19 protein-coding genes and 1 pseudogene are annotated in these 23,625 nt (G+C 72.2%); 11 read left to right on the forward strand and 9 right to left on the reverse strand.

Annotation, left to right across the window (positions count from 1 at the left end; genetic code table 11):
* Positions 1-109: 109 nt before the first annotated feature.
* A complete protein-coding gene (locus Val02_RS09105; RefSeq protein ID WP_203898495.1) occupies positions 110-1,591 on the forward strand; it encodes a hypothetical protein in 1,482 nt (493 codons plus the stop codon).
* Complete coding sequence (locus Val02_RS09110; RefSeq protein WP_203898496.1) at positions 1,588-2,073, forward strand: MEKHLA domain-containing protein; 486 nt, start codon at positions 1,588-1,590, stop codon at positions 2,071-2,073. Before Val02_RS09105 ends, Val02_RS09110 begins: the two co-directional genes overlap by 4 nt.
* On the opposite strand, the gene Val02_RS09115 is transcribed toward Val02_RS09110, so the two are convergent.
* On the reverse strand, positions 2,070-2,729 hold the full coding sequence (locus tag Val02_RS09115) for a PASTA domain-containing protein (RefSeq protein ID WP_203898497.1): 660 nt from the start codon (positions 2,727-2,729) through the stop codon (positions 2,070-2,072). The two genes, Val02_RS09110 and Val02_RS09115, sit on opposite strands and share 4 nt — an antisense overlap.
* A 120-nt stretch (positions 2,730-2,849) precedes the next feature.
* Here Val02_RS09115 and Val02_RS09120 point away from each other — a divergent pair, with 120 nt between their 5' ends.
* The 4 genes from Val02_RS09120 to Val02_RS09135 all read left to right on the forward strand — a co-directional run bounded on the left by Val02_RS09120 (position 2,850) and on the right by Val02_RS09135 (position 9,506).
* Positions 2,850-4,640, forward strand: coding sequence for a bifunctional metallophosphatase/5'-nucleotidase (locus Val02_RS09120; protein WP_203898498.1), 1,791 nt, complete (start codon positions 2,850-2,852; stop codon positions 4,638-4,640).
* 9 nt (positions 4,641-4,649) lie between these two features.
* Positions 4,650-6,314, forward strand: coding sequence for a bifunctional metallophosphatase/5'-nucleotidase (locus tag Val02_RS09125; RefSeq protein ID WP_203898499.1), 1,665 nt, complete (start codon positions 4,650-4,652; stop codon positions 6,312-6,314).
* A gap of 76 nt (positions 6,315-6,390) precedes the next feature.
* Positions 6,391-7,137 carry an HAD family hydrolase gene (locus Val02_RS09130; protein ID WP_203898500.1) on the forward strand — a complete coding sequence of 249 codons (747 nt, stop codon included), beginning with the start codon at positions 6,391-6,393 and terminating at the stop codon, positions 7,135-7,137.
* Positions 7,134-9,506, forward strand: coding sequence for a glycoside hydrolase family 65 protein (locus tag Val02_RS09135; protein ID WP_203898501.1), 2,373 nt, complete (start codon positions 7,134-7,136; stop codon positions 9,504-9,506). Before Val02_RS09130 ends, Val02_RS09135 begins: the two co-directional genes overlap by 4 nt.
* A 70-nt stretch (positions 9,507-9,576) precedes the next feature.
* Here Val02_RS09135 and Val02_RS47220 read toward each other — a convergent pair.
* Positions 9,577-10,263: pseudogene (locus tag Val02_RS47220) on the reverse strand (DUF2071 domain-containing protein); the annotation flags it as partial.
* A 106-nt stretch (positions 10,264-10,369) separates the two neighbouring features.
* Between Val02_RS47220 and Val02_RS09140 the strand changes: the two are divergent.
* Together Val02_RS09140 and Val02_RS09145 are read left to right on the forward strand one after the other, a co-directional pair.
* Entirely contained in the window at positions 10,370-12,049 is a 1,680-nt protein-coding gene (locus tag Val02_RS09140) for an ABC transporter family substrate-binding protein (protein WP_203898502.1), read from the forward strand.
* A gap of 9 nt (positions 12,050-12,058) precedes the next feature.
* A complete protein-coding gene (locus Val02_RS09145) occupies positions 12,059-12,943 on the forward strand; it encodes a phosphotransferase (protein ID WP_203898503.1) in 885 nt (294 codons plus the stop codon).
* Positions 12,944-13,040: 97 nt separating this feature from the next.
* Here Val02_RS09145 and Val02_RS09150 read toward each other — a convergent pair whose 3' ends face one another.
* Complete coding sequence (locus Val02_RS09150; protein WP_203898504.1) at positions 13,041-13,937, reverse strand: alpha/beta hydrolase family protein; 897 nt, start codon at positions 13,935-13,937, stop codon at positions 13,041-13,043.
* Between the two features lie 280 nt (positions 13,938-14,217).
* On the opposite strand from Val02_RS09150, the gene Val02_RS09155 reads away from it, so the two are divergent.
* Positions 14,218-15,720, forward strand: coding sequence for an RtcB family protein (locus Val02_RS09155; RefSeq protein WP_203898505.1), 1,503 nt, complete (start codon positions 14,218-14,220; stop codon positions 15,718-15,720).
* Here Val02_RS09155 and Val02_RS09160 read toward each other — a convergent pair.
* Complete coding sequence (locus Val02_RS09160) at positions 15,710-16,501, reverse strand: SDR family oxidoreductase (protein ID WP_203898506.1); 792 nt, start codon at positions 16,499-16,501, stop codon at positions 15,710-15,712. The genes Val02_RS09155 and Val02_RS09160 overlap by 11 nt on opposite strands.
* A 70-nt stretch (positions 16,502-16,571) precedes the next feature.
* Here Val02_RS09160 and Val02_RS09165 point away from each other — a divergent pair, with 70 nt between their 5' ends.
* Positions 16,572-17,789 (forward strand): sensor domain-containing phosphodiesterase, encoded by a 1,218-nt coding sequence (locus Val02_RS09165; protein WP_203898507.1) that lies wholly within the window; start codon positions 16,572-16,574, stop codon positions 17,787-17,789.
* An 18-nt stretch (positions 17,790-17,807) separates the two neighbouring features.
* Here the strand turns inward: Val02_RS09165 and Val02_RS09170 are convergent, their stop codons facing one another.
* Complete coding sequence (locus Val02_RS09170; RefSeq protein WP_203898508.1) at positions 17,808-18,887, reverse strand: FAD-dependent monooxygenase; 1,080 nt, start codon at positions 18,885-18,887, stop codon at positions 17,808-17,810.
* A gap of 51 nt (positions 18,888-18,938) precedes the next feature.
* On the opposite strand from Val02_RS09170, the gene Val02_RS09175 reads away from it, so the two are divergent.
* Positions 18,939-19,493 (forward strand): TetR/AcrR family transcriptional regulator, encoded by a 555-nt coding sequence (locus Val02_RS09175; protein WP_239152619.1) that lies wholly within the window; start codon positions 18,939-18,941, stop codon positions 19,491-19,493.
* Here the strand turns inward: Val02_RS09175 and Val02_RS09180 are convergent.
* From Val02_RS09180 to Val02_RS09195, 4 genes are all read right to left on the reverse strand, one after another.
* Positions 19,490-20,308 (reverse strand): PhzF family phenazine biosynthesis protein, encoded by an 819-nt coding sequence (locus tag Val02_RS09180; RefSeq protein WP_203898509.1) that lies wholly within the window; start codon positions 20,306-20,308, stop codon positions 19,490-19,492. The genes Val02_RS09175 and Val02_RS09180 overlap by 4 nt on opposite strands.
* A gap of 57 nt (positions 20,309-20,365) precedes the next feature.
* Positions 20,366-22,591 carry an Hsp70 family protein gene (locus Val02_RS09185; protein ID WP_203898510.1) on the reverse strand — a complete coding sequence of 742 codons (2,226 nt, stop codon included), beginning with the start codon at positions 22,589-22,591 and terminating at the stop codon, positions 20,366-20,368.
* A gap of 72 nt (positions 22,592-22,663) precedes the next feature.
* Positions 22,664-23,077 carry a pyridoxamine 5'-phosphate oxidase family protein gene (locus Val02_RS09190; protein WP_203898511.1) on the reverse strand — a complete coding sequence of 138 codons (414 nt, stop codon included), beginning with the start codon at positions 23,075-23,077 and terminating at the stop codon, positions 22,664-22,666.
* 91 nt (positions 23,078-23,168) lie between these two features.
* On the reverse strand, positions 23,169-23,594 hold the full coding sequence (locus tag Val02_RS09195) for a hypothetical protein (RefSeq protein ID WP_203898512.1): 426 nt from the start codon (positions 23,592-23,594) through the stop codon (positions 23,169-23,171).
* Positions 23,595-23,625: the final 31 nt, after the last annotated feature.

Here is a 23,625-nt window from a genome sequence, read left to right on the forward strand (position 1 = left end):
GCGGTCGGGCTGTTGGATCTCTCAGTTCTTCGCGCGGTTGTCGAACAACCGGGTTCTCCGCACGTCAATACGTGCAGAGGTACCACGCGACAACGAGGGAGAGGCCAGCGTGACGACGGGTTCGTTGGGATTCGAGACGAGCGTCTTCGACAAGGAATACATCACCCTGGCCGGGCAGCGTGAGGGCATCGTACGGGGCGGGCGGGACCTGTTCGACCGGCTGCCGCGCGCGTTCGAGGGGATCAACCAGATCGCGGTGATCGGCTGGGGGCCGCAGGGCTCGGCGCAGGCGCAGAACCTGCGGGACTCCCTGGCCGGCCGGGTCCGGGTCGTGGTCGGCCTGCGGGAGGGTTCCGCCTCCTTCGACGCCGCGCGGGCCGCCGGGTTCTCCGAGGCGGACGGGACGCTGGGCGAGATGTTCGCCGTCGTCGCGGCCTCGGACATGGTGCTGTTGTTGATCTCCGACGCCGCACAGGCCGCGCTGTACGAACGGATCTTCGCGGCGCTGCGGCCGGGCGCGACGCTCGGCCTGTCCCACGGGTTCCTGCTCGGCCATCTGGACCAGCGGGGCGGCCGCTTCCCCGAGGGCATCGACGTGATCGCCGTGTGCCCCAAGGGGATGGGTGCCTCCGTGCGGGCGCTGTACCTCCAGGGCGTCGAGACCAACGGCGCGGGCATCAACGCCAGCTTCGCCGTGGAGCAGGACCGCAGCGGCCGGGCGGTCGAACGGGCCCTCGGCTGGTCGGTGGGCCTGGGCGCGCCGTACACGTTCCAGACGACCCTGCGGTCGGAGTACCTGTCGGACCTGACCGGCGAGCGCGCGATCCTGCTCGGCGGGGTGCACGGCATCGTCGAGAGCCTCTACCGCCGGTTCCGTGACCGGGGCATGACCGAGGTCGAGGCGTACCGCCACTCCGTCGACTGCGTCACCGGCCCGATCTCCTCGATCGTCTCCAAGGAGGGGCTGATCGGGCTGTACCGGCGGCTGGACCCGGCCGAACGCGAGATCTTCGGGCAGGCCTACGCGGCCGCCTATCCGGTCGGGCTGGAGCTGACGCACGAGATCTACGACGAGGTCTCCTCCGGCAACGAGATCCGCAGCGTGATCCTGGCGGGCCGGCGGCTCGCCGAGTTCCCGATGGGGAAGATCGACCAGGCGGCCATGTGGCGGGCCGGCGAGGTCGCCCGCCGCGATCGCGACGACGCGACGCTGCCGCTGGACCCGTTCACGGCGGGTGTCTTCTGCGGCGTGATGATGGGCCAGATCGACACGTTCATCGCGAAGGGCCACCCCTACTCGGAGATCGCCAACGAGTCGGTCATCGAGGCCACCGACTCGCTCAACCCGTACATGCACGCCCGGGGTGTGGCGTACATGGTGGACAACTGCTCGACCACGGCACGGCTGGGCTCGCGCAAGTGGGCGCCCCGCTTCGACTACCTGCTGACCCAGACGGCGTATCCGGCGGTCGACGACGGCGCCGGCGCGCTCGACACCGCGCTGGTCAAGCGGTTCGAGGATCACCCGATCCACGAGGTCCTGCGGATCTGCGGGCAGCTGCGGCCGTCCGTCGACATCTTCGTCCAGTGAGCCCGGACGCACCGGGCCGCGACCCGCGGTACGCCGACCTGATCGCCGACAGCTACCTCATGCACATCGGGGAGGAACTCGTCCCCGGCGGGCTCCGCGGTACCGGGGCGGCCTCGTGGCTGTACGATGCGTCCGCCCCGCTGCTCGCCCACGACGCGGCGGCCGACCCGCTGTTCGTCTACGCCAACCGCAAGGCGCAGGCGCTGTTCGGCTACGAGTGGGACGAGTTCGTCGGCCTGCCGTCCCGCCTGTCCGCGGGGGAGCAGGACCGGGAGTCGCGCCGCGCCTTCCTGGAGTCGGTGCGGCGCCAGGGCTACGCGGACAACTACCGGGGTCCGCGGGTCACCCGGGACGGGCGGCGGTTCTGGATCGAGAACGCGACGGTGTGGAACCTCGTCGGCCCCGACGGCGCCCCCGCCGGGCAGGCCGCGATGATCCTGCGCTGGTCCACCGGGCGCGCCACGGCCGCGAGCGCGTATTAGCTGGGGCAGCCCGAGGTGCCGGTCGGCTCGCCGAACTTGACGACCGTCAGCCGGATCGAGGTGTCGGCCGGTGGACGTTCGCCGGCCGGCACCGACTGCACCGTGACGAGCCAGTTGCTGTCCAGCAGCGGCCGCCGCTTCTTGCCGAGCCCGTCCGCGGTCGTCGTCCGGGTGAACCCGGCCGCGCCGAGCGTCTGCTGCGCCACGTTGAGGTCCAGGCACTCCACGTCCGGCACGACGCCCTTCGTCACGACCGGCGTCGCGTAGACGTCGGACGGCTTGCGCACCCGCAGGATGACGGTGGTGCTGCCGTCGACGGCGAAGCCGCCCTCGGGGGAGTGCGACTCGACGATCCAGTTGTCCGGGTTGATGACGGTGCGCTTGCGGCCGGTGGCGTCCCGGGTGTCGATCTTGCCGATGCCCAGGGCGGTGAGCGCCTCCTCGGCGTCCTTCAGCCGGTAGTCCCGCAGGAACGGCATGCGCTCGCTGCCGACCGGCTCCTCCGGCTCGACGCCCGGCCCGCGGGTCACCGAAGGATCCGTCTCCAGTGCGACGTTCGACGGCTGGGAGGCGTTCGACGAGAACATCGCACCGAGCACCGCGACCACGAGGAACGCGGTGAACACGACGCCGGCGGCGCGGCCCGTACCCGACACATCTGCAGGCTAAGCCGGCATTCGGGGTGATGGCGGCATTCCGCAGAAAGCGCAACCGAGGGCCGGGAGCGGGTGGGTCGATCACGTGCCGGAATGCACCGTGCCCGATACGTTGGCCGGATGAGTGCCCCGATGCGAGTGTCCCGCCGCGGTGTCCTGGTCGGTGCGGCCGCCGCTGCCGCCGCGCCCCTGGTCGCACCCGGCCCGGCCGGTGCGACCGGCGGTGGTGACCGGACGTACAGCCTGACCGTGCTCGGTACCTCCGACACCCACGGCAACGTCTACAACTGGGACTACTACCGCGACGCCGAGTACGACGACAGCGCGCACAACGACGTCGGCCTGGCCAAGGTCGCGACGGTGGTCAACGGCATCCGGGCCGAACGCCGGGGCCTCGCCACGCTGGTGCTGGACGCCGGCGACACGATCCAGGGCACCCCGCTCGCGACGTACTACGCGAAGCAGGAGCCGATCACGAGCACGCGCGAGAAGCACCCGATGGCCCGCGCGATGAACGTCATCGACTACGACGCCGTGACGCTCGGCAACCACGAGTTCAACTACGGGCTGCCGCTGCTGGACCTGTGGATCAGGCAGCTCGGCTTCCCGGCCCTGGCCGCCAACGCGGTGAGCGTGCGGACCGGCAGGCCGGCGTTCACGCCGTACGTGATCAAGAAAGTGTCGCTGGGACGCGGCGCGCCCACGTTCCGGGTGGGGATCCTGGGACTGACGAACCCGGGCTCGGCGATCTGGGACCGCGCGAACGTGGAGGGCAAGCTCCGCTTCGAGGACATGATCGCCACGGCCGCCCGCTACGTGCCGGAGCTGCGCAGAAGGGGCGCCGACCTGGTGCTGATCAGCGCGCACGGCGGCGACAGCGGCACCTCCAGCTACGGCCCCGAACTCCCGAACGAGAACCCCACCGCGCTCATCGCCCAGCAGGTGCCGGGCATCGACGCGATCCTGTTCGGGCACGCGCACGCCGAGGTGGTCGAGCGGTTCGTCACCAACGAGGCGACAAAACAGCAGGTGCTCACCAGCGAACCGGCCAAGTGGGGCCAGCGGGTAACCCGGATGGACTTCACGCTGCGCCGCGAGCGCGGCCGCTGGCACGTCGACACCAAGCGCGCCACGATGATCAACACGAACACCGTCGTCGAGGACCCGAAGGTGCTGGCGGCGGTGCGGGCCCAGCACGCCAAGACGGTCGCGTACGTCAACCAGGTGGTGGCCACCTCCGCGGTCGAACTGTCGGCCGCCGAGTCCCGGTACCGGGACACGCCGATCCTGGACTTCATCAACCGGGTGCAGACGGACACGGTCACGGCCGCACTGGCCGGCGGCGAGTACGCCGCGCTGCCGGTGCTGTCGATCGCGGCGCCGTTCAGCCGCACGGCGCGGTTCCCCGCGGGCGAGGTGAGGATCAAGGACGTCGCGGGCCTGTACATCTACGACAACACGCTCGAAGCGGTCGTGCTGACCGGTGCGGAGGTGAAGGCGTACCTCGAGTACTCGGCGAAGTACTTCCGCACGCTGGCCCCGGACGCGCCGGTCGACCCGGCCACCATCAGCGACCCGGCCGTTCCGGACTACAACTACGACACGCTCTCCGGCGTCGACTACGACATCGACATCAGCCTGCCGGTCGGGCAGCGGATCACCCGCCTGGAGCACGGCGGGGCGGCCGTCGCTCCGGACGCCCGCTTCGTGGTCGCGGTCAACAACTACCGGCGCAGCGGCGGTGGGGCGTTCCCCGGGATCGTCAAGCCCCAGGTGTACAACGCGCAACAGGAGATCCGGCAGCTGCTGATCGACTGGGCCCAGGCGAAGGGGACGATCGACCCCGCGGAGTTCTATGTCCCCAACTGGAAGCTCGTCCGGGCGGGGGTGCCGGTCTTCCCGGCCGGATAAGGTGCCGAGGTGCGTTGGACCCTCACCGTGCTCGGCACCACCGACCTCCACGGGAACGTCTTCAACTGGGACTACTACCGCGATGCCGAGTACGACGACGGCGCCCACGACGACGTCGGCCTGGCCAAGGTCGCCAGTGTCGTGGGCGCGGTGCGTGCCGAGCGGGAGGGCCTCGCCACGCTGGTGCTGGACGCCGGCGACACGATCGAGGGCACGCTGCTGACCACGTTCTACGCGCGGCGTGAGCCGATCACCAGCACCGGCGAGATCCACCCCATGGCCCGCGCCATGAACGTCATCGGCTACGACGCCGTGACGCTCGGCAACCATGAGTTCAACTACGGGCTGCCGCTGCTCGACCTGTGGATCAGCCAGCTGGACTGCCCCGCCCTGGCCGCCAACGCGATCAGCGAGGCGACGGGAGAGCCCGCATACGCGCCCTACCTCCTGAAAGAAGTGCGGCTGGCGGAGAACGCCCCCGCCTTCACGGTGGGGATCCTGGGACTGACCAACCCCGGCACGGCCGTGTGGGACCGCGGCACCGTGGCGGGGAAGCTCCGCTTCGAGGACATGGTCGCCACGGCCGCCAAATGGGTCCCCGAGATGCGAAAGGCCGGCGCCGACCTGGTGCTGGTGAGCGCGCACGGCGGCGACAGCGGCACCTCCACCCTGGGCCCCGGCGTGCCGAACGAGAACCCGACCGCGCTCATCGCCCAGCGGGTGCCCGGCATCGACGCGATCCTGTTCGGGCACGCGCACGCCGAGGTGGTCGAGCGGTTCCACGTCAACGAGCACACCGGCGAACGGGTCCTCACCGCCGAACCGTCGAAGTTCGGCCAGCGGGTCTCGCGGATGGACTTCACGTTGCGCCACACCGGTGGCCGCTGGGTCGTCGAGGACAAGTGCGCCACGATGATCAACACGAACACCGTCGAGGAGGATCCGACCGTCCTCGACGAGCTCAAGGAGCAGCACGCCCGGACGGTCGCGCACACCACCCGCGTCGTCGCCACCTCCACGGTCGAGATGTCGGCCGCCGAGTCGCGCCTGCGGCCGACGCCGATCCTGGGATTCGTGCACCGGGTGCAGACCGACACCGTTCGCGCCGCCCTCGCCGACAACGAACTGCCCGTGCTGTCGGTGGCGTCGCCGTTCAGCCGCACGGCGCGGTTCCCGGCCGGGGAGGTGTGCGTCCGGGAGATCGCCGGGCTCTACGTGTACGACAACGCGCTGGAGGCCGTCGAGCTGACCGGTGCGCAGGTGCGGGCCTACCTGGAGTACTCGGCGCGGTACTACCGCACGCACGCGCCGGGCGCGCCGGTCGACCCGGCCACGATCAGTGTGCGCGGCCGGCCGGACTTCAACTACGACACGATCGACGGGATCGACTACGACATCGACATCAGCCGCCCGGCCGGGGAACGGATCACCCGCCTGGAGCACGGCGGAGCGGCCGTCGCCCCGGACGCCCGCTTCGTGGTCGCGGTCAACAACTACCGGCGCAGCGGCGGCGGGGCGTTCCCCGGAATGGGCGGGACCCCGCTCTACAGCGCCGGGCGCGAGATCCGCGAGCTGCTGATCGACTGGGCCCGGGCCCGGGGAACGATCGACCCGGCCGACTTCTCCGCCGCCAACTGGAGACTGGTTCGCGACGGTGTGCCCCTCTTCGCCTGACGGGTATCGCACGCGTAACCTGACGGTGTTCCGCGCGTAACGCGCGTCGCGGCGGAGTCCGGGTTAGATTTCCCGGGTGTTGGGCCTACCGGAGAACATCACCGCCCTCTTGTTCGACCTCGACGGGGTGCTGACCCAGACCGCCAAAGTTCACAACGCGGCCTGGACGCAGACCTTCGACGACCTGCTGCGCCGTCGAGCCGACCAGGGTCTGGAGGAGTACCGGCCGTTCGATCCGGTGCACGACTACAACCGCTACGTGGACGGCCGACAGCGGGCCGACGGGGTGCGCACGTTCCTCGCCTCGCGCGGGATCGTCCTCCCCGAGGGTGAACCCGACGACACCCCGGAGAAGGACACCGTCAACGGCGTCGGCAACCGCAAGAACGAACTTCTGCTGGAACACATCCGTACCAAGGGCGTGGAGGTGTACCCGGGTTCGGTCGAGTACCTGCGCCGCGCCGCGGAGGCCGGGCTGCGCCGCGCCGTCGTGTCGGCCAGCGCCAACACCGGCGACGTCCTGCGCATCACCGGCATCGGCGACCTGCTCGAGGGGCGCATCGACGGCGTCGTCGCCCGCGAGCGCGGGCTGCCCGGCAAGCCGAAGCCGGACACGTTCCTGGCCGGTGCTGCCCTGCTCGGCGTCGACCCGGCCGACGCCGTGGTCTTCGAGGACGCCGTCGCGGGCGTCCAGGCGGGCCGCGCCGGCAACTTCGGCTACGTCGTGGGCGTCGACCGGGTAGATCATGCGGAGGAACTGCTGGAGGCCGGCGCCGACATCGTGGTGAAGGACCTCTCCGAGTTGCTGGGAGAGCAGGCGTGATCCGGGAGAAGGACTATCCCGTCGAACCGTGGCACGTGCGCGAGACCGACCTGGACCTGACCGCCATCGCGCAGTCCGAGTCGGTGTTCGCGCTCGCCAACGGGCACATCGGCCTGCGGGGCAACCTCGACGAGGGAGACCCGCACGGGCTGCCCGGCACCTACCTGAACTCGTTCTACGAGCAGCGGCCGCTGCCCTACGCCGAGGCCGGCTACGGCTTCCCCGAGTCGGGGCAGACCGTCGTCAACGTCACCAACGGCAAGCTCATCCGGCTGCTGGTCGACGACGAGCCGCTCGACATCCGCTACGGCCAGCTGCACTCCCACGAACGCGTGCTGGACCTGCGCGCCGGCACGCTGTTCCGCACGTTCGAGTGGTCCTCACCGGCCGGCGACACCGTGCGGGTGCGCAGCACGCGGCTGGTGTCGTTCACGCAGCGGGCCATCGCCGCCATCTGCTACGAGGTCGAACCGGTCAACCACACCGTGCGGCTCATCGCCCAGTCCGAACTGGTCGCCAACGAGCAGCTGCCGCCGCGCAGCGCCGACCCGCGGGTGGCCGCCGCCCTGGAGGCGCCACTGGAGTCGGAGGAGTTCGCCACGGCGCGCAACGGCGGGCTGCTGATCCACCGCACCAAGCAGAGCAAGCTGCGCATGGCCGCCGCGATGGACCACATCGTCGAGTACCCGAACAACGGCCGGGTGGAGGTGGAGGCGTTCGAGGACTGGGCGCGCACCACCGTCGCCTGCGTGCTCAAGCCGGGGGAACGGCTGCGCATCGTCAAGTTCGTCGCCTACGGCTGGTCCAGCCGGCGCACCCGACCCGCCCTGCGGGACCAGGTGGAGGCGGCCCTCACCGCGGCCCGGATGAGCGGCTGGGAGGGGCTGCTGGCCGAGCAGCGCTCGTACCTCGACGAGTTCTGGGACGCCGCCGACGTGCGCATCGAGGGCGACGACCAGGTGCAGCAGGCGGTCCGCTTCGGGATGTTCCACGTGCTGCAGGCCGGCGCGCGGGTGGAGGATCGGCCGGTCGCGGCGAAGGGGCTCACCGGACCGGGGTACGACGGGCACGTCTTCTGGGACAGCGAAATGTACGTCCTGCCGACGCTGACGTACATCAAGCCGGAGACCGTCGAGGAACCGCTGAAGTGGCGCCACTCCACGCTCTGGCTCGCCAAGGAACGCGCGGCCACCCTAGCCCTGCAGGGGGCGGCGTTCCCGTGGCGCACCATCCGCGGGCAGGAGTGTTCGGGATACTGGCCGGCCGGCACGGCGGCGTTCCACATCGGGGCCGACATCGCCGACGCGGTCCGCCGCTACGTCAACGCCACGGGCGACGTCCAGTTCGAACGCGACTTCGGCCTCGAACTCCTCGTCGAGACGGCCCGCATGTGGCAGTCCCTCGGGCACACCGACCGGCACGGGGTCTTCCACCTCGACGGCCTGACCGGCCCCGACGAGTACACCGCCGTCGCCGACGACAACCTGTACACCAACCTCATGGCCCAGCGAAACCTGCGCAGCGCCGCCAAGGCCTGCGAACGCCACCCGGACAAGGCCACGGAGCTGGGCGTCCGGGACGACGAGGTGGCCGCGTGGTGCACCTCCGCCGAGGCCATGAAGATCCCGTACGACGAGGAACTCGGCGTGCACCCGCAGGTCGCCGGCTTCACCCGGTACCAGGAGTGGGACTTCGAGAACACGCCCGACGACAAGTACCCGCTGTTCCTGCACTACCCGTACTTCGACCTGTACCGCAAGCAGGTGCTGAAGCAGGCCGACGTGGTGCTGGCGATGCACTGGCGCGGCGACGCGTTCACGCCGGAGGAGAAGGCGCGCAACTTCGCCTACTACGAGCCGCGCACGGTCCGGGACTCGTCGCTCTCCTCGTGTACCCAGGCGGTGATCGCCGCCGAGGTGGGGCACATGGACCTGGCGTACGCCTACCTGGCCGAGGCCGCCCTGATGGACCTGCACGACCTGCACAACAACACCCGCGAGGGGCTGCACATCGCGGCGCTCGCCGGCACCTGGCTGGCGCTGGTGGCGGGCTTCGGCGGGTTCCGGGACCACGACGACGTGCCGTTGTTCGCGCCGCGGCTGCCCACCGGGATCACCCGCATGGATTTCTCGCTCCTGTGGCGGGGAAAGCGGCTGCGGGTGGACGTTCGACCGGATGAGGTGGAGTACTCGCTGCGCAACGGGGACGCGGGCACCGAGCTGGAGCTGCGTCACCACGGCGAGACGGTCAGGGTGAGCTGCGAGCAGGCGGTGACCGTCGCGATCCCGCCGCTCGCGGACCCGGGTCCGGCGCCTCGCCAGCCGCGTGGTCGGGAACCGGTGCCCCGCCCCAAGACGCCCGCGGCCTGACGGCGGGCGGCGTGTAGCGCCCCGGCGGGGTGTGGATGTCGAAGTGCAGCGTGGGCTGGGCCAGGATCGAGTGCGGCATCGAGTCCGCCGTGGTCAGGCCCAGCCGTTCGAACATCGTGAAGCGCGCGCTGCGCGCCGTGAAGCGCCGCGGGCGCATCGGCGGGTGCCAGATGCTGTAGGTGCCCACGGTGCCGCCGCGACGCGGGTACCAGCCGATCGTGGGGTGGGTGAGCAGCTCGAGCCAGGCGAGCGGCTCGGTGAACCCGTCCATCCGCTCCAGGGTGGGGTCCTCGACCGCCTCGCAGAGGCTGGTGCCGTCGCTGTCGTCGGCCGTCATCCGCCAGCGGGCCGGCGCGGCCTTCCACTCGCCGGTGATGCCGATCCGGCTGCGCCGCCACGGCATGCCCCACAGCGTCCGCGGCACGTTGACCAGCCCGTGGTCGAGCGCGGTGCCGAAGAACCAGACGCCCGGCTGTCCGTGCGCCGTCACGTAGGCGCGGTAGTTGATCTGCCCGCAGGAGATGCGCGCCGGCGGACAGAACCGGAAGTGGAAGTCCCGGTCGCGGAAGACGACCGCCGAGACGAGCGCGCCGGTGTCCCCGTCGTCGAACGCGAACTCGCGCGGCATGAAGCCCTCCGGCAGGTGCTCCTTCAGCCGTTGCGCGCAGACCCGGTAGGTGACGATGGCGAAGTCGTCCAACTCCGTCGCGGCGTGGTGCCAGCGCCGGGGCGGGCGTGGCGTTCCAGCGAAGGTCATGAAGGCAGACGATACGTCTCCACCAGGGGGAACGTGACTGCCCGGATGGCCGGAATTTCGTCCCCGAAGTCCTCAACTCACCCGACCGGCTGACGAACGGTGTGTGGTGAGGCGACTTCTGTCCGCGGGACTGGCACTTCTCCTGCTCGCCGGGTGCAGTCACGAGACGAAAGTGACGGTCTCGGAGGCGTTCTCCGACTGCTCGACCTCGCCCAACGAGTGCAACGGCGGCGCGACCGGCAGCGGCGGCACGCTCACGTACGCCGTCGCGCGGCCGGTCAGCGGCTGGAACCTCAACGACGCCGACGCGAACAGCCTGGAGACCGCGCAGGTGCTGGCGGGTGTGCTGCCGGCGGCGTTCGTGACGCACCCCGATCTGAGCACGACGCCCAACCCGGACCTGTTGGAGAGCGCCGAACAGATCTCGGCCGCCCCGCAGGTGATCGAGTACCGCATCCGCGCCGAGGCCGTGTGGGACGACGGGACCCCGATCACCGGCAACGACTTCGTCTACGCCTGGCGCACCCAGAACGGCGTCGACTGCACCGAGTGCGCCGCGGCCTCGACAGCGGGCTACGACCGCATCGCGAACATCCGCTCGGAGAACACCGGCCGCACCGTCACGGTCACCTTCGCGACGCCGTTCGCGGACTGGCGCTCGCTCTTCGGCACGCTGTACCCGTCGCACGTGGCACTGGCAAAGGGCGGCACCACCCTCGCCGCGTCGTGGAAGTGGTTCAACGACACCGTTCCGACGTGGTCCGGTGGCCCGTACAAGGTCGCCGCGCAGGTCCCCGAGGAGTCCGTCACCCTCGTCCCGAACGCCCGCTGGTACGGCCGGACCCGCCCCGCGCTCGACAAGATGGTCTTCCGCGTGATCAGCGACCCGGCGGCGGCCGTCACCGCGCTGCGCAACGACGAGGTGCAGGCCATCTACCCGCAGGCGACCCCGGACACGCTGCGCACCGTCGAGGGACTGTCCGAAGTGGACCATGTGGTGACGCCCGGCCTCGGCTGGGAGCACCTCGACGTCAACCTGGCGAACCCGCTCCTCGCCGACGCGGCGCTGCGCCGGGCGATCTTCACCGCGATCGACCGCCGGGCGATCATCGAGAAGACCGTCGGCGGTGTCGACCCCGACCTGAAGCCGTTGGGCAGCCACAACTACGTGCCGTCCCAGTCGGGCTACCGCGACGTGGTGACCGCCGCCGGCCAGGGCTACGGCGACGTGACCACCGCCCGCCGGCTGCTGGTCGAGGCGGGCTACTCGGGCGTGGGAACGTCGCTGTCCAACGCCGGCGGCACCCGGATAGACCTGCGCGTCTCGTACGCCGCGGGCAACGACCAGCGCCGGCAGATCGCCGAGGTGATCCAGGTGCAGCTTTCCGAACTCGGCATCACCACGAAGATCACGCCGGTGGAGGAGTTCGGCCGGACGATCACCACGGGCGACTTCGACCTGATCCTGTTCGCGTGGACCGGGGCGCCGTTCCCCACCGCCAACGCGCTGCAGACCTGGGCGAGCGACGGCGGCGGGAACTACGGCGGCTACCGGAACCCGGTCGTGGACGACCTTCTCAAGCAGGCGGCCGCCGAGACCGATCCCGACCGGACGGCGGTGCTGCTCAACCAGTCCGACGCGCTGCTGACCGACGACGCGTACGTGCTGCCGCTGTTCCAACGGCCGACGCTGCTGGCGGTCAACCACCGCTTCGTGAACGTGCGCGACAACCCGGCCGGCACGGGACCGCTGTATAACGTCGCCGAGTGGGGCCTGCGCCGCTAACGTGCGTGGATGCTCGCTCCACCGCTCGGCCTGTCCGTCGAGGACCTTCGCGCCGCCCTGGCCGCGCACTGGCGGCTCGACGGACTGCCTTTGACGTACGCGCCGGTGGGCTTCGGCAGCCACCACTGGATCGCCGGGTCGTACTTCGTGACGGTGGACCACGTTCCCGCGCACGATTCCCTGCACGCCGTGCTGGACGCGGTGCGGGCGCTCGACCTCGACTTCGTCGTGGCCCCACTGTCCACTGTGGACGGCGCGTCGGCGGTACGGATCGACGGCGGATTCACCGTGGCGGTCTATCCGTTCGTCGAGGGGGAGGTGTTCGACTGGGGCGCCTGGGCGGGCTCCGACCATCGCCGCGCCGTGCTCGACATGCTCGTTCGGCTGCACGCGGCACCCGTCGCCGGCCTGCCGGCGGACGACTTCGCGATCCCGCACCGGGACGGCCTGCACCCGCACGGCTTCACCGACACCGGCCCCTACGCGTCCCGCGCCGCCGCCCTGCTCGCGGCGCGCTCGTCGACCGTGCGACAGTTGCTCGACCGCTACGACGCGCTCGTCGGGTCCGCCCCGGCCGGCCGCGTCTTCACGCACGGCGAACCGCATCCGGGCAACACGATGCGCGCGCCCGACGGGTGGCGGCTGGTCGACTGGGACACCGCCCGCGCCGCACCCCCCGAACGCGATCTGTGGCTGCTCGACGATCCGGTCCTCTTCGACGCCTACACGGCCGCGACGGGTGTGCCGGTGCGGCCCGCGGTGTTGGAGTTGTACCGCGTGCGTTGGGACGTGAACGACCTCGCCGTGTGCGTGGAGCGGTTCCGGCGGCCGCACGTGGGGGATGCGGACGACGCGGAGACCTGGGAGATCCTGGCGCGCCTGCTCACCGCATGACGTCAACGGTGTGCATCTGCCTGCCCTGGATGCACCGACGGCGGCCGCCCTGGGGGTAACGGCCGCCGTCGCGGAGAGTGCGTATCGGTGCGCTAATTCAGCACTGATTGCTCTGGAACCGGGACGCCCCCGCCGCCGCGTTGAACCCGCAGGTGAACTCGTCGAAGCGCCCGTCGTCGGAGAGCCTCGACTTGAACCAGCTCACCATCGCGCGGGAGGTGGTCGGCTCGTTGCGCTGCTGCGGGAAGAAGTGACTCCCGCCGGCGATCTCCACCAGGGCCTTCGGTCCGGCGAGCGTGTTGAAGAAGCGGTTCGAGTGGGTGGAGACCGGGGCGATGGCGTCGCGCTGGCCGCCGACGATCATGACCGCCTCGCTGACGTCGTCCCAGGTCTTGTCGAGGTCCCAGGGGGCGACCGGCACGCCGGCCCGCACCGTGCCGGTGGTATCCGCCTTCAACGCCTCCAGCGTGCCGCCGCCGCCCATGGAGTGGCCGGCGACGCCGCGACGGCTGCCGTCGACCTTGGCGCGAACGGCCGACGGGGCGTCGTTCACGGCCCAGTCGAGTGCGGCGAGGAGTTGCCGGCCGCGGCTCGCGGGCTGGTCGGTGGTGCTGTTGGTCTCGATGCCGACGACCACGAAGCCCCAGGACGCGAGGCGCGGGCCCATCCAGTCGATGCTGGACCAGCGGGCCGTGAAGCCGGGCGAGACGGAGATGACGGGGAACCTGCCGGTGGCGTTCGGCGTGTAGACGAAGCCGCCGCCGAAGCCGGACTGGCCGCTGATGCGGGTCTCGGTGGTGCGGAAGTTGCCGGCGCCGGTGATGTTCTGGGCCGAGGGCGCCTGGCCGATCTCGTCGGCGCTGGCGAACGGCGCCACGACGAGGCCGCCGCCGACGAGTGCGGCGAAGACCGCGGCGGTGGTGATCACCTTGCCGCGCCGGGTGCGCAGGAATCCGAACCGGCGTGGCGTGGCGGGGAGGTCTGACTGCTGCATAGAGGTGTTCCTCCGTTGCTGCCGTGGGGCTTCTTAGGTCCTGGGGACCGCGGTCACCCGGTGGGATGCGGCAGTTTGGATCGTGGCAAGTCACGATTCGGCGAGACACCTGTCGCACGCTCGGAAGCACGCCTCTGAGCTGCGCAGATTGACAGACCATCAATTTCGAGCGCGTGAAATATTCAGTTAAGCCAGTCTTTGCGATCCGTAATGTACGGTTTGCGCGCCCGCGCGGAATTGGGTGGCGACGGGTCGACCGGCGGTGGGATCTTTGGCGGCGATGTCACGACGCACCGATCCCCGGCTGACCCGGGTCGACGATTCCTGGTTGTCCCTGTCCAATCCGGCCGGTGTGCCGGTCGAGATCTGCGCGGGTCCGGATGTTCCGGTGGAGACGGCGGCCGTGGACGAGCTGCTCGCCGTCCTCGACACCGCCACCGCGCTGCGCACGCTCGCCGACGCCACGCCCGGCCTGGCGCGGGAGCCCCGCATCGATCGGGTCGTCTGCACGCCGGACCTGCACAAGGGCGCCGGCATCCCGATCGGGACCGTGGTGCACACGACCGGCGCGCTGCTGCCCGCGGCCGTCGGCAACGACATCAACTGCGGCATGCGCGTCGAGGCGACCCGGCTCACCGTCGACCAGGTGCGGCCCCGCCTCGACGCGGTCGAGCGCGCGCTGCGCCACCTGTTCTTCGAGGGCGGCCGCCGGATCGCGCTGACGCCGGCCCAACGCGAGGGGCTCCTGCGCGAGGGGTTGCCCGGGCTCGGGACGAAGTCCGCAAGAAACGAAGGCATCTGGGCTCATGCCGTTCCCGAGGACAAGGAGATCCCGGCCCACGCGGCCGGCTGGCCGGTCGACTCGGCCGAGGACTTCCGGGACTGGATCACCAGCGGCGGCGCGGGCGGCGGCGACGGGGTGAGCTACGACAGCGTCATCGGCAGCGTCGGCGGCGGCAACCACTTCGCCGAGCTGCAGTACGTCTCGGCGGTGCACGACGGCGCCACCGCGTACGCCTGGGGCCTGGCCCCGGGGCAGGTGGTGACGATGGTGCACAGCGGTTCGCTGACGCTCGGGCACCAGGCCGGCGCGACCGGCCGCGACCTGGCCCGGGCCGCGTGGCCGAAGACCCTGCCGCTGCCGGCCAACGGCATCGTGCCGCTGCTGCTGGACCACCCGAGGAAGCACCGGTATCTGACGGCGTTCGCCAACGCGGCCAACTTCGCGATCGGCAACCGGTACTTCCTGTCGCTGATGATGCGCGCCGGCCTGGCGGCCGCGACCGGTGCCGAGCCCGGGGCCCGGCCCGTCTACGAGTCGCCGCACAACCTGCTGTGGGAGGGCGGCGACGGCACGGTGGTGCACCGCAAGGGCGCCACGCCGGCGGGCGGCCCGGACGAGGCGCGGCTCTACGGCGAGCCGGTGATCGTGCCGGGTTCGATGGGTGCCGCGAGCTATCTGCTGCGCGGGCTGGGCAGCACGAGGTCCCTGGGCAGTGCCTGCCACGGTGCGGGGCGCCGGGTGCCCCGGGGTGCCGCCGCGCGGGGGAGCGACGCCGAGCTGGACGCGTTCCTGCGCGAGTTTCGCGTGGTGACGCCGCTCAACCACCGGGACCCGACGATCGCCGGCCGGCGGGACATCATCGAGGCGTGGCGGCGGGACCTCAAGCAGGAGGCGCCGTGGGCCTACAAGGACGTCGCGCCGGTGGTGGAGAGCCTGCGTACGGCCGGCGTCGCCGAGCCCGTGGTGGAGCTGCGCCCCCTGCTGACCGTCAAGGGCTGACGCCGCCCGGCGGCGTGCGGAACGCCTCCGCCACGTACTGCGCGAAGTCGACCGCCGGCCTGCCCAGCAGCCGCGGCACGACGTCCGTCACGGTCCCGTCCCCGAGCGCCCGCAGCGCCCCGAACGCCCGCAGCTCCGCCGCGATCCGCGCGTCGGGCACGCCGAAGGAGGACATCGCGGCGCGGTAGTCCTCGTCGCCGCCGAGAAACTCGACCCTCGCCGGGATCAGCTCCAGCGCCGCCCGGAACGACAGCAGCCGCGGCCCGCTCACCTCGTACGTCCGGCCGGCGTGCGCGTCGTCGAACGCCGCCACGACCACGGCCGCCACGTCCCCGGCGTCCACGAACCCGAACCGCGTCTCCCCGACGGGCACCGCGACCGCCCCTGCGCGCACCCCGTCCGCCAGGAACCCCTCGGAGAAGTTCTGGTCGAGCCAGTCCGCCCGGACGATCGTGAACGGCACCCCGGCCCCGCGGACGATCCGCTCGGCGTCGAGCAGCCGCGTGTCGTCCATCGCCTCGATGGCCCGGCTGGAGAGCAGCACGATCCGGGACACGCCCGCCTCGACGGCCACCCGCACGAAGTCGCCGTCGACCGGCACCCCGTCCGGCGCCATGAGGAACATCCGCCGCGCCGACCCCACGGCCGGCGCCCAGCTCGCCGGATCCTCCCAGGCGAAGCGCACCGGCCCGTGCCGGGAGGCGGCCCGAACGGGCGGGCCGAGCAGGGCGCTGACCCGCCGACCGACGGTGCCGGTGGCGCCGAGCACGAGCGTTTCCATACGGAGCACCCGACCACAGGGGTCTGACACTTTTCCGTCCCGCGCGCTCAGGTGCGCACCGGCCCGGCCGATGGGCACCGACGTGGGGAAGCAGCGCACGGAGGCGGGGCAGCAGGTCGGCGAACTGCTGACCACGGCCAAGCGCGCGCTGGGCCTGAGCGTGGCGTTCCTCGCGCGGATGGACGGCACGACGCAGACGCTCGAGGTCGTGGAGTCGTCCATCCCGTTCGTGTTCCGCGAGGGGGTCACGCAGCGGCAGGACACCACGTTCTGCCAGGCGATCATGGACGGGAAGCTGCCGCCGGTCATCCCGGACGTGACGGCCTACCCGGAGGCGATGAAGCTGCCGGCCGCCCGCATCCCGCGGATCCGCAGCTACGTGTCGGTGCCGGTGGTGCTGAGCGACGGGAGCCTCTACGGCACGTTCTGCGCCGCCGGCCTCACCAGCGACCGCGGGCTGACCAAGCGGGACAAGTCGCTGATGGACGTTCTCGCGCGGGCGGCGTCGGTGGTGATCGAGCCGGAGGTGCGCGAGCAGGCCCGGCGTCGGGACATCGAGGGGCGGCTGCTGCCGTTGATGTCCGAGGGCGGTCCCCAGGTCGTTCTCCAACCGATCGTCGATCTCGCTTCTGGGGAACGGGTCGGAGCCGAGGCGCTCAGCCGTTTCCCGCGCGAGTGGAATCTCCCCCCGGATGTCTGCTTCGAACAGGCGCACAGCATCGGCCAGGGCGACGACCTGGAACTGCTGGCCCTGGAACGGGCGGCGGAGCATCTGCGCGGCGTCAACGGCTACGTCGCCATGAACGTCTCCCCGGGCACCCTGCTGCGCCCCGACACGGCGGCCCTGTTCGCGCGGCTGCCCCTGGAACGGGTGCTGCTGGAGCTGTCCGAGCACGACCAGGTCGCCGACTACGACGCGCTGAAGGCGGCCCTGGCCCCGCTGCGCGCCGCGGGCATGCGCCTCGCGATCGACGACGTGGGCGCGGGCTTCTCCTCGCTGCGCCACATCGTGCTGACCGCGCCGGACGTGATCAAACTCGACCGGAGCCTCATCGACGGCGTCACCAACGACCACGTGCTGGCGACGCTGGTGCGCTCGCTGGTGGAGTTCGCGCACGCCAGTGGTGCGCGGGTGGTGGCCGAGGGGATCGAGAACGGCACGGACGCCGCCACGCTGCTCGGCCTCTCCGTCGACTACGGCCAGGGCTGGCATTTCGGCCGCCCGGGCCCGGCCGAGGACCTGCCCGACCGCGTCCCGCCCGCCGGAAACCTGCTCGTCCCGGGCTGACCCCCGCCGAGGTGCCGATCACGCCGCCGGCGGCGACCAGGTGAGCGCGCGCTCGAGCACACCGCGCATCGCCGACGCCGGCACCCGCGGAAGAAGCGCGTCCCGCACCGCCACCAGCGGAGGCGACGAGAGCTGCGCCAACATCCCGGCCCGCCGCGACTGCCGCACCATCCACCGCGCCCGCGGCCGCCGCAGCGCGTCGTAGCGCCGCAGCCCGGCCGGAACGTCGTCGCCGACGACGGCGGCGAGCGTCACCGCGTCCTCGATCGCCTGGCAGGCGCCCTGCCCGAGGTTGGGCGTCATGGCGTGCGCGGCGTCCCCGACCAGGGCGACCGTGCCGCGGGCGTAGGAGGGCATGCCGTCGAGGTCGTAGAGGTCGTGGCGCAGCACCTCGCCGGCCGAGGCGACCAGGGCGGGGATCGGCCCGTGCCACCCCGCGAAGATCTCCCGGAGCGCGTCGGGGGACCAGGTGCTGCCCTCCGGGGCGTTCGCGGTGGCGTACCAGTAGACGCGGCCGTCGCCGAGCGGCGCGTACCCGAACCGCACGCCCCGGCCCCACGTCTCGCCGCCCTCGCGCAGCCCGCCGTCCGGGGCGGGCCCGACCGCGCGCCACGCCGTGTAGCCCGCGTAGCGCGGTGCGGGCGCATCGGGCCAGGTCAGGCCGCGGACGGTGCTCCTGATCCCGTCCGCCCCGACCACGAGGTCCGCCTGCTCCATCCGGTCGAACGTCTTCCCGCACTCGACCGCCCCGTCCGGTACCGCGCCGGCCAGCACCTCCAGCAGGTGCGCACGGTGCAGCACCAGCGGGGTGCCGTGCCTGCGCACGACCGCGTCGAGCGGCTGGCGGAACAGCACCCTGCCGTCCGGGGCGCGGATGGCGCCGGCGATCTCGACGGTGCCGCGGGCCCGCACGGCGTCGCCGAGGCCGAGCGTGTCGAGCGCGCGCACGGCGTTGGGCCAGAGCGAGATGCCGGCGCCGACCTCGGTGAGCGCGGCGGCGCGTTCGTACACCCGGACCCGCCAGCCGCGCCGGTGCAGCGCGATCGCCATGGTGAGCCCGCCGATGCCGCCGCCGACGACGATCGCCTCGCGTCCCATCGTTCCTCCCTCTACAGGCGTAGTAGACACGCTTACTCTACGCTTGTAGAGGTGTCCTCCCGCCGAGACGAACTGTGTGACGTCGCTATCACCCTCATCGCCCGGGTGGGGCTGCGCGGCCTGACCCATCGGGCCGTCGACCGCGAAGCGGGGGTGCCGGAGGGCTCCACCTCGTACTACTTCCGCACGCGCAACGCCCTGCTGGCGGCCGTCACCCGGCGGATGGCGGCGATCGACGCGCAGGCTCGGCGGCCGGCCGGCGGCACCGACCCCGAGGCGCTGGCCGACCTGGCAACCGCGCTGGTCCTCGACCTGACCGGCCCCGGCCGCGAACGGACGCTCGCCCGCTACGAGCTGTCCATGGAGGCCGCCCGCCAACCGGACCTGCGCGAAGCGCTGCACGCGGCCGGGGCCGGGATGCGCCGCGCCGCGCGGGACCTGCTCGCCGCGGCCGGCGCCGCGGAGCCCGAACGCCAGGGGCCGGACCTGGTGGCGTTCCTCGACGGACTGGTCTACGACCAGCTGGCGGGCGCCGGCGGACCCCGCACCCCGACGGCGCTGCGCGCCTCGATCCGCGAGGTCCTGCGGGGAATGCTGGGCCGCTAGAGAACGACCGCGGTGCCCGTCACCGAGATCCCGCCCGACACCGGGACGTCCACGGTGAGCAGGCTCGGCCGCCCCAGATCGTGCCCCTGGTGGACGGTGATCGTGGCCGGCGGCGCCACCAGCCCCCGCTCGCGCAGGTACCCCCCGAACGCGGCCGCCGCCGCACCGGTCGCCGGATCCTCGACCACCCCGCCCGGCGGGAACGGGTTGCGCGCGTGGAACACCACCGCCGACTCGCGCCACACCAGGTCGATCGTGGTCCAGTCGCGGGCCGCCATCAGCGCGCCCAGGGTCGCCATGTCGTAGGAGAGGTCGGCGAGGCGTTCCCGGGTGGCGGCCGCGACGATCGGGTGCCACGCGCCGGCGAACGCCACCGCCGGCGGCAGCGCCGGATCCAGCTCGGCGGCCTTCCACCCCAGCGCCGACAGCAGCGCGTCCAGGTCGGCGTCGGCCAGCCCGGCGGTGCGCGGCGGCACGCTGGTGAGCGTGGCGGTGGCCCGCCCGGCGGCGTCCACGGCGGTCCTGACCCGCACCGGACCGGCCTTGGTGGCCAGCTCCAGCACGCCGGGGCCGTGGCGTTCGGCGTGGGCGACGGCCGTGGCGATCGTGGCGTGCCCGCAGAACGGCACCTCCGCCAGCGGACTGAAGTAGCGGACGGACCCGTCCGGCGAGAGGAACGCCGTCTCGGAGTAGCCCACCTCCGCCGCCACCCGTTGCATGGTCGCCTCGTCGACACCGGTCGCGTCGAGCACCACCCCGGCCGGGTTGCCCCCGGAGGGATCGGTCGTGAACGCCGCGTACCGCAGGATCTCCATGCCGCAGACGCTATGCCGGGAGGGCCCGCCCGCGAGGGTCCAATAGCCCGGTGGCGGCTACTTCCGGCGCACCAGCGGCCAGCACGAGTACCAGATCAGCCCGGCCAGCAGCACCCACGCGTTGCCGAACAGGTACATCGGGAACTTCTCCAGCATCGGCCACAGGCCGGACCCGTCGGTCGACGCCGGTTCGAGCACCGCGTAGTAGGTGAACATCGCCGCGGCCAGCACGGCGTGCGCGAAGAGCCCCCAGTGCGCCGGCCGCCAGAACACCCACACCGCGAGGAGCACCGGCACCGTGCCCGCGAAGAGCAGGAAGACCTGCAGGTCCGCTTCGCTGCCGGTGTAGGCCGACAGCTGCACGAGGAACTGCGGCCACATGAACAGGGCGGCCAACGCCAGCAGGCGCGGCGGCGCGAACGGCTCGACCCAGGGACGTTCCCCGGCGGAGGAAGGGCGCACGAGCAGCCGGATGCCCACGGCGACGAGCAGGACGGGCCCGGAGAGGGCCAGGAAGCGCTGGGCGTACTCGTGGCCGTGGTCCTCGGCGAAGTACGCCGCCTCGGGATAGCCCTGCGACACCAGCGCGACCAGCAGGCCGAGCGCGACCAGGAGCCCGCCCGCGGCCCGGCGCCCGCTCGCGGCCCGCGACGCGAACCCGGCCGCCACCCCGGTGGCCAGCACGGCCGACAGCAGGTACACCCACATGGCGCTGGCCAGCGAGGCGTCGACGAACCGGTCCCACCCGGCGACGAAGTACCACGGCACGGAGGTGCCCAACGCCACCAGGAGCGCCACGACCAGCGCGGTCACGGCGTCGCGCACCGCAGACCCGGGGGTCGGCGCGGCCGGGGCGGGCACGTACGCGGTCGGGTCGTCCAACGGCGGCGGCGCGCCGACGGAATGCGCGCCGACGGTCGTCACGCCGGCGGGCGGCGGGCTCACCGGCGGCGGGCCGCCCGGCGAGGTCGGGCGCGGCGGCAGCGGCCCGGGCGGCACCGGGCCGGCCGGCGAGGCAACGGTGGCCCGCCCCGTCGGCCCGACCGGCCCGCTCGACACGGGTGCCGCCGGGGTGGAGACCGGGTGGGCGGAGACCGGGACCGCCGACACCGGGTACGGCGCGCCCGAGATCGGGGCCAGCACCGGCGTGTAGCCCTCCGGCCCGACCGTCCCGGCGAACCCCTCCGGTGGCGTGTACCCGGCCGCGGCAAGCGGCGCCGTCGCCTGCACGCTGCCCTCGGCCACCACCAGTTCCGGCTGCTCGATCACGGTGGGGGAGATGCCGAGCGTGCGGTGCAGCATCGTCGCCACGAGCGGGATCCGGCTCGAGCCGCCGACCAGGAAGACCCCGGCCACGTCCGACGGCTGCACCCGCGCGTCGCGGACCGCCGCGACCGTCGTCGCGATCGTCCTTTCCAGGATCGGGAGCATGAGGCGTTCGAGTTCCTCCCGCCCCAGTGGCGCCTCCGCCTCTACCAGGGGAACGGGGATGAGCGTGAAGTTCGCGCGGGACAGCACCTCTTTGGCGATCCGCGCGTCCTCCCAGAGGAGGCGGCGGTGCCGGCGGTCCGGGACGGTGACCGGTGCCTCGAGGCGGCGCCACGCGTCGGCGTGGTTGGCGGCGTACAACGCCCCCAGGTGGGAGACGACGGCCGCGTCGACGTCGAGCCCGCCGGTGTCCGGCAGCCCGGTCGAGGAGAGCACCTCGAAGCCGTGCTCCGTCCGGCGCACCACGCTCGCGTCGAACGTCCCCGCGCCGAAGTCGTACACGATCACGCAGCCGCCGACCGGGACCCGCGCGCCCGGCAGCGCCGCGAAGTAGGTGGCCGCCGCGGACGGTTCGGGGACGAGCTGGCGGTTGCTGAAGCCGGCCCGGCGGGCCGCCTCCACCAGCACGGCGCGGCGGCGTTCGCCCCAGGCGGCCGGGTGGGTCAGCGTCGCGTCGACCACGGCCTCGCCGGCGACCGAACGCGCCTCGGCCGCCACCCGGCGCAGCACCGCGGCGACCAGGTCGACGACCGGCACCTCCGCCTCGCTGAGCAGCACGGTGGTCTCGTCGACGCGCCGCTTCGGGTTGGGCTCGAAGCGTTCGGGGTGGGTGCGCGCGGAGTGCGACGCCTCCTGCCCGACCAGCAGGTTGCCGTCCGGCAGCGCGAACACCGCCGACGGCAGCAGGGGCGAACCGTCGAAGAGCAGCGGCTTGACGCGGCCGTCCGGCCAGCACAGCACCGCCACGGTGGAGGAGGTGCCGAAGTCCACGCCCAAGCGGAATCGTGCCGTCACGGCTTGAGACTAAATAGCTTCCCGCCTGCGCGGACAAGACATAATTGTCCAGCCCTGCTGTCCGAACGTCGGCTACAACAAGCCGATGATCCGGGTGGCGGCGATCTCGATGACCACGCGTTCGGGGTTGGGGCGCGGCTCCCGGTACCGCAGCGCGTAGCGGCGAACGGCCTCCGCCACCGCGGCCGGCTCGGAGCTGACCGTGGCGCGTCCCTCGACGGTGACCCAGCGGCGGCCGTCGACCGAGCACACGGCGACCCGCGCACCCTCCGGACCTGCGGCGACGACGTTGCGGACCTTGCGGGTGCCGGCGCTCGCGATGATCCGGGCGAGTCCGGCGTCGACGTCGAACGTCACCCCGACCGGCACGACGTGCGGGCTGCCGTCGGGTCGCGGCGTGGTCAGCGTGGCCAGATGCCGCTCCGCCCAGAACGCCGTGAACTCTTCGCTCCGCGGGTCGACGGCATGCTGTCGGATTCCGGTCATGCCGGGAATGATCGCATGGGCGCACGCGGGGCCGGTCGGACCGTGATGGTGTCCGGCCGGCCCCGCCCGGGGGGAGTGCGGTCTGTGCGGGCTACTTGCTGACGCCGTCCTCGACGCCGATCTTCTGGGTCAGCCGGATGACGGCCGTCAGCAGCGGCGGAACGTCCTCGGCGAGGTCCGACGTGAACACTCGCTTCACCCGACCGTCGGAGTAGGTCACGCGCAGCGTGTACGTGAAGAAGTCGCAGCACGGGTTCTCCGGCCCGTAGATCGGCTTCAGCGCCAGGAACTCGGGCGTGGCGACGGCGTTCAGCAGGCGAACCGCCTCCGGGCTGGTGTCTGCGTCGGTGACGTGCCACTTCACCGGGATGCCGATGATGCCGCCCTGACGGAGCAGGTCCACCCGGGTGGCGACCGGCGCCTGCGTCTCGGCGGTCGCGGCCGTGGCGGGCGTGGCGAGGGCGGTCGCGGCGATGCCCAGCACCAGGGCCAGCGCGACGAACATGCGGCGGAACATGGATTCCCCTTCCATCTCGTGATGTCGCCGT

Origin of the sequence: Virgisporangium aliadipatigenens (assembly GCF_016863615.1) — a bacterium.
Taxonomy (GTDB): Bacteria; Actinomycetota; Actinomycetes; order Mycobacteriales; family Micromonosporaceae; genus Virgisporangium; species Virgisporangium aliadipatigenens.

Bases quoted from the DNA above. Each gene is read 5' to 3' on its own strand.
- Val02_RS09120 (WP_203898498.1), top strand. From the start codon at position 2,850: ATGAGTGCCCCGATGCGAGTGTCCCGCCGCGGTGTCCTGGTCGGTGCG.
- Val02_RS09145 (WP_203898503.1), top strand. From the start codon at position 12,059: ATGCTCGCTCCACCGCTCGGCCTGTCCGTCGAGGACCTTCGCGCCGCC.
- Val02_RS09150 (WP_203898504.1), bottom strand. From the start codon at position 13,937: ATGCAGCAGTCAGACCTCCCCGCCACGCCACGCCGGTTCGGATTCCTG.
- Val02_RS09155 (WP_203898505.1), top strand. From the start codon at position 14,218: ATGTCACGACGCACCGATCCCCGGCTGACCCGGGTCGACGATTCCTGG.
- Val02_RS09160 (WP_203898506.1), bottom strand. From the start codon at position 16,501: ATGGAAACGCTCGTGCTCGGCGCCACCGGCACCGTCGGTCGGCGGGTC.
- Val02_RS09165 (WP_203898507.1), top strand. From the start codon at position 16,572: ATGGGCACCGACGTGGGGAAGCAGCGCACGGAGGCGGGGCAGCAGGTC.
- Val02_RS09170 (WP_203898508.1), bottom strand. From the start codon at position 18,887: ATGGGACGCGAGGCGATCGTCGTCGGCGGCGGCATCGGCGGGCTCACC.
- Val02_RS09180 (WP_203898509.1), bottom strand. From the start codon at position 20,308: ATGGAGATCCTGCGGTACGCGGCGTTCACGACCGATCCCTCCGGGGGC.
- Val02_RS09190 (WP_203898511.1), bottom strand. From the start codon at position 23,077: ATGACCGGAATCCGACAGCATGCCGTCGACCCGCGGAGCGAAGAGTTC.
- Val02_RS09195 (WP_203898512.1), bottom strand. From the start codon at position 23,594: ATGTTCCGCCGCATGTTCGTCGCGCTGGCCCTGGTGCTGGGCATCGCC.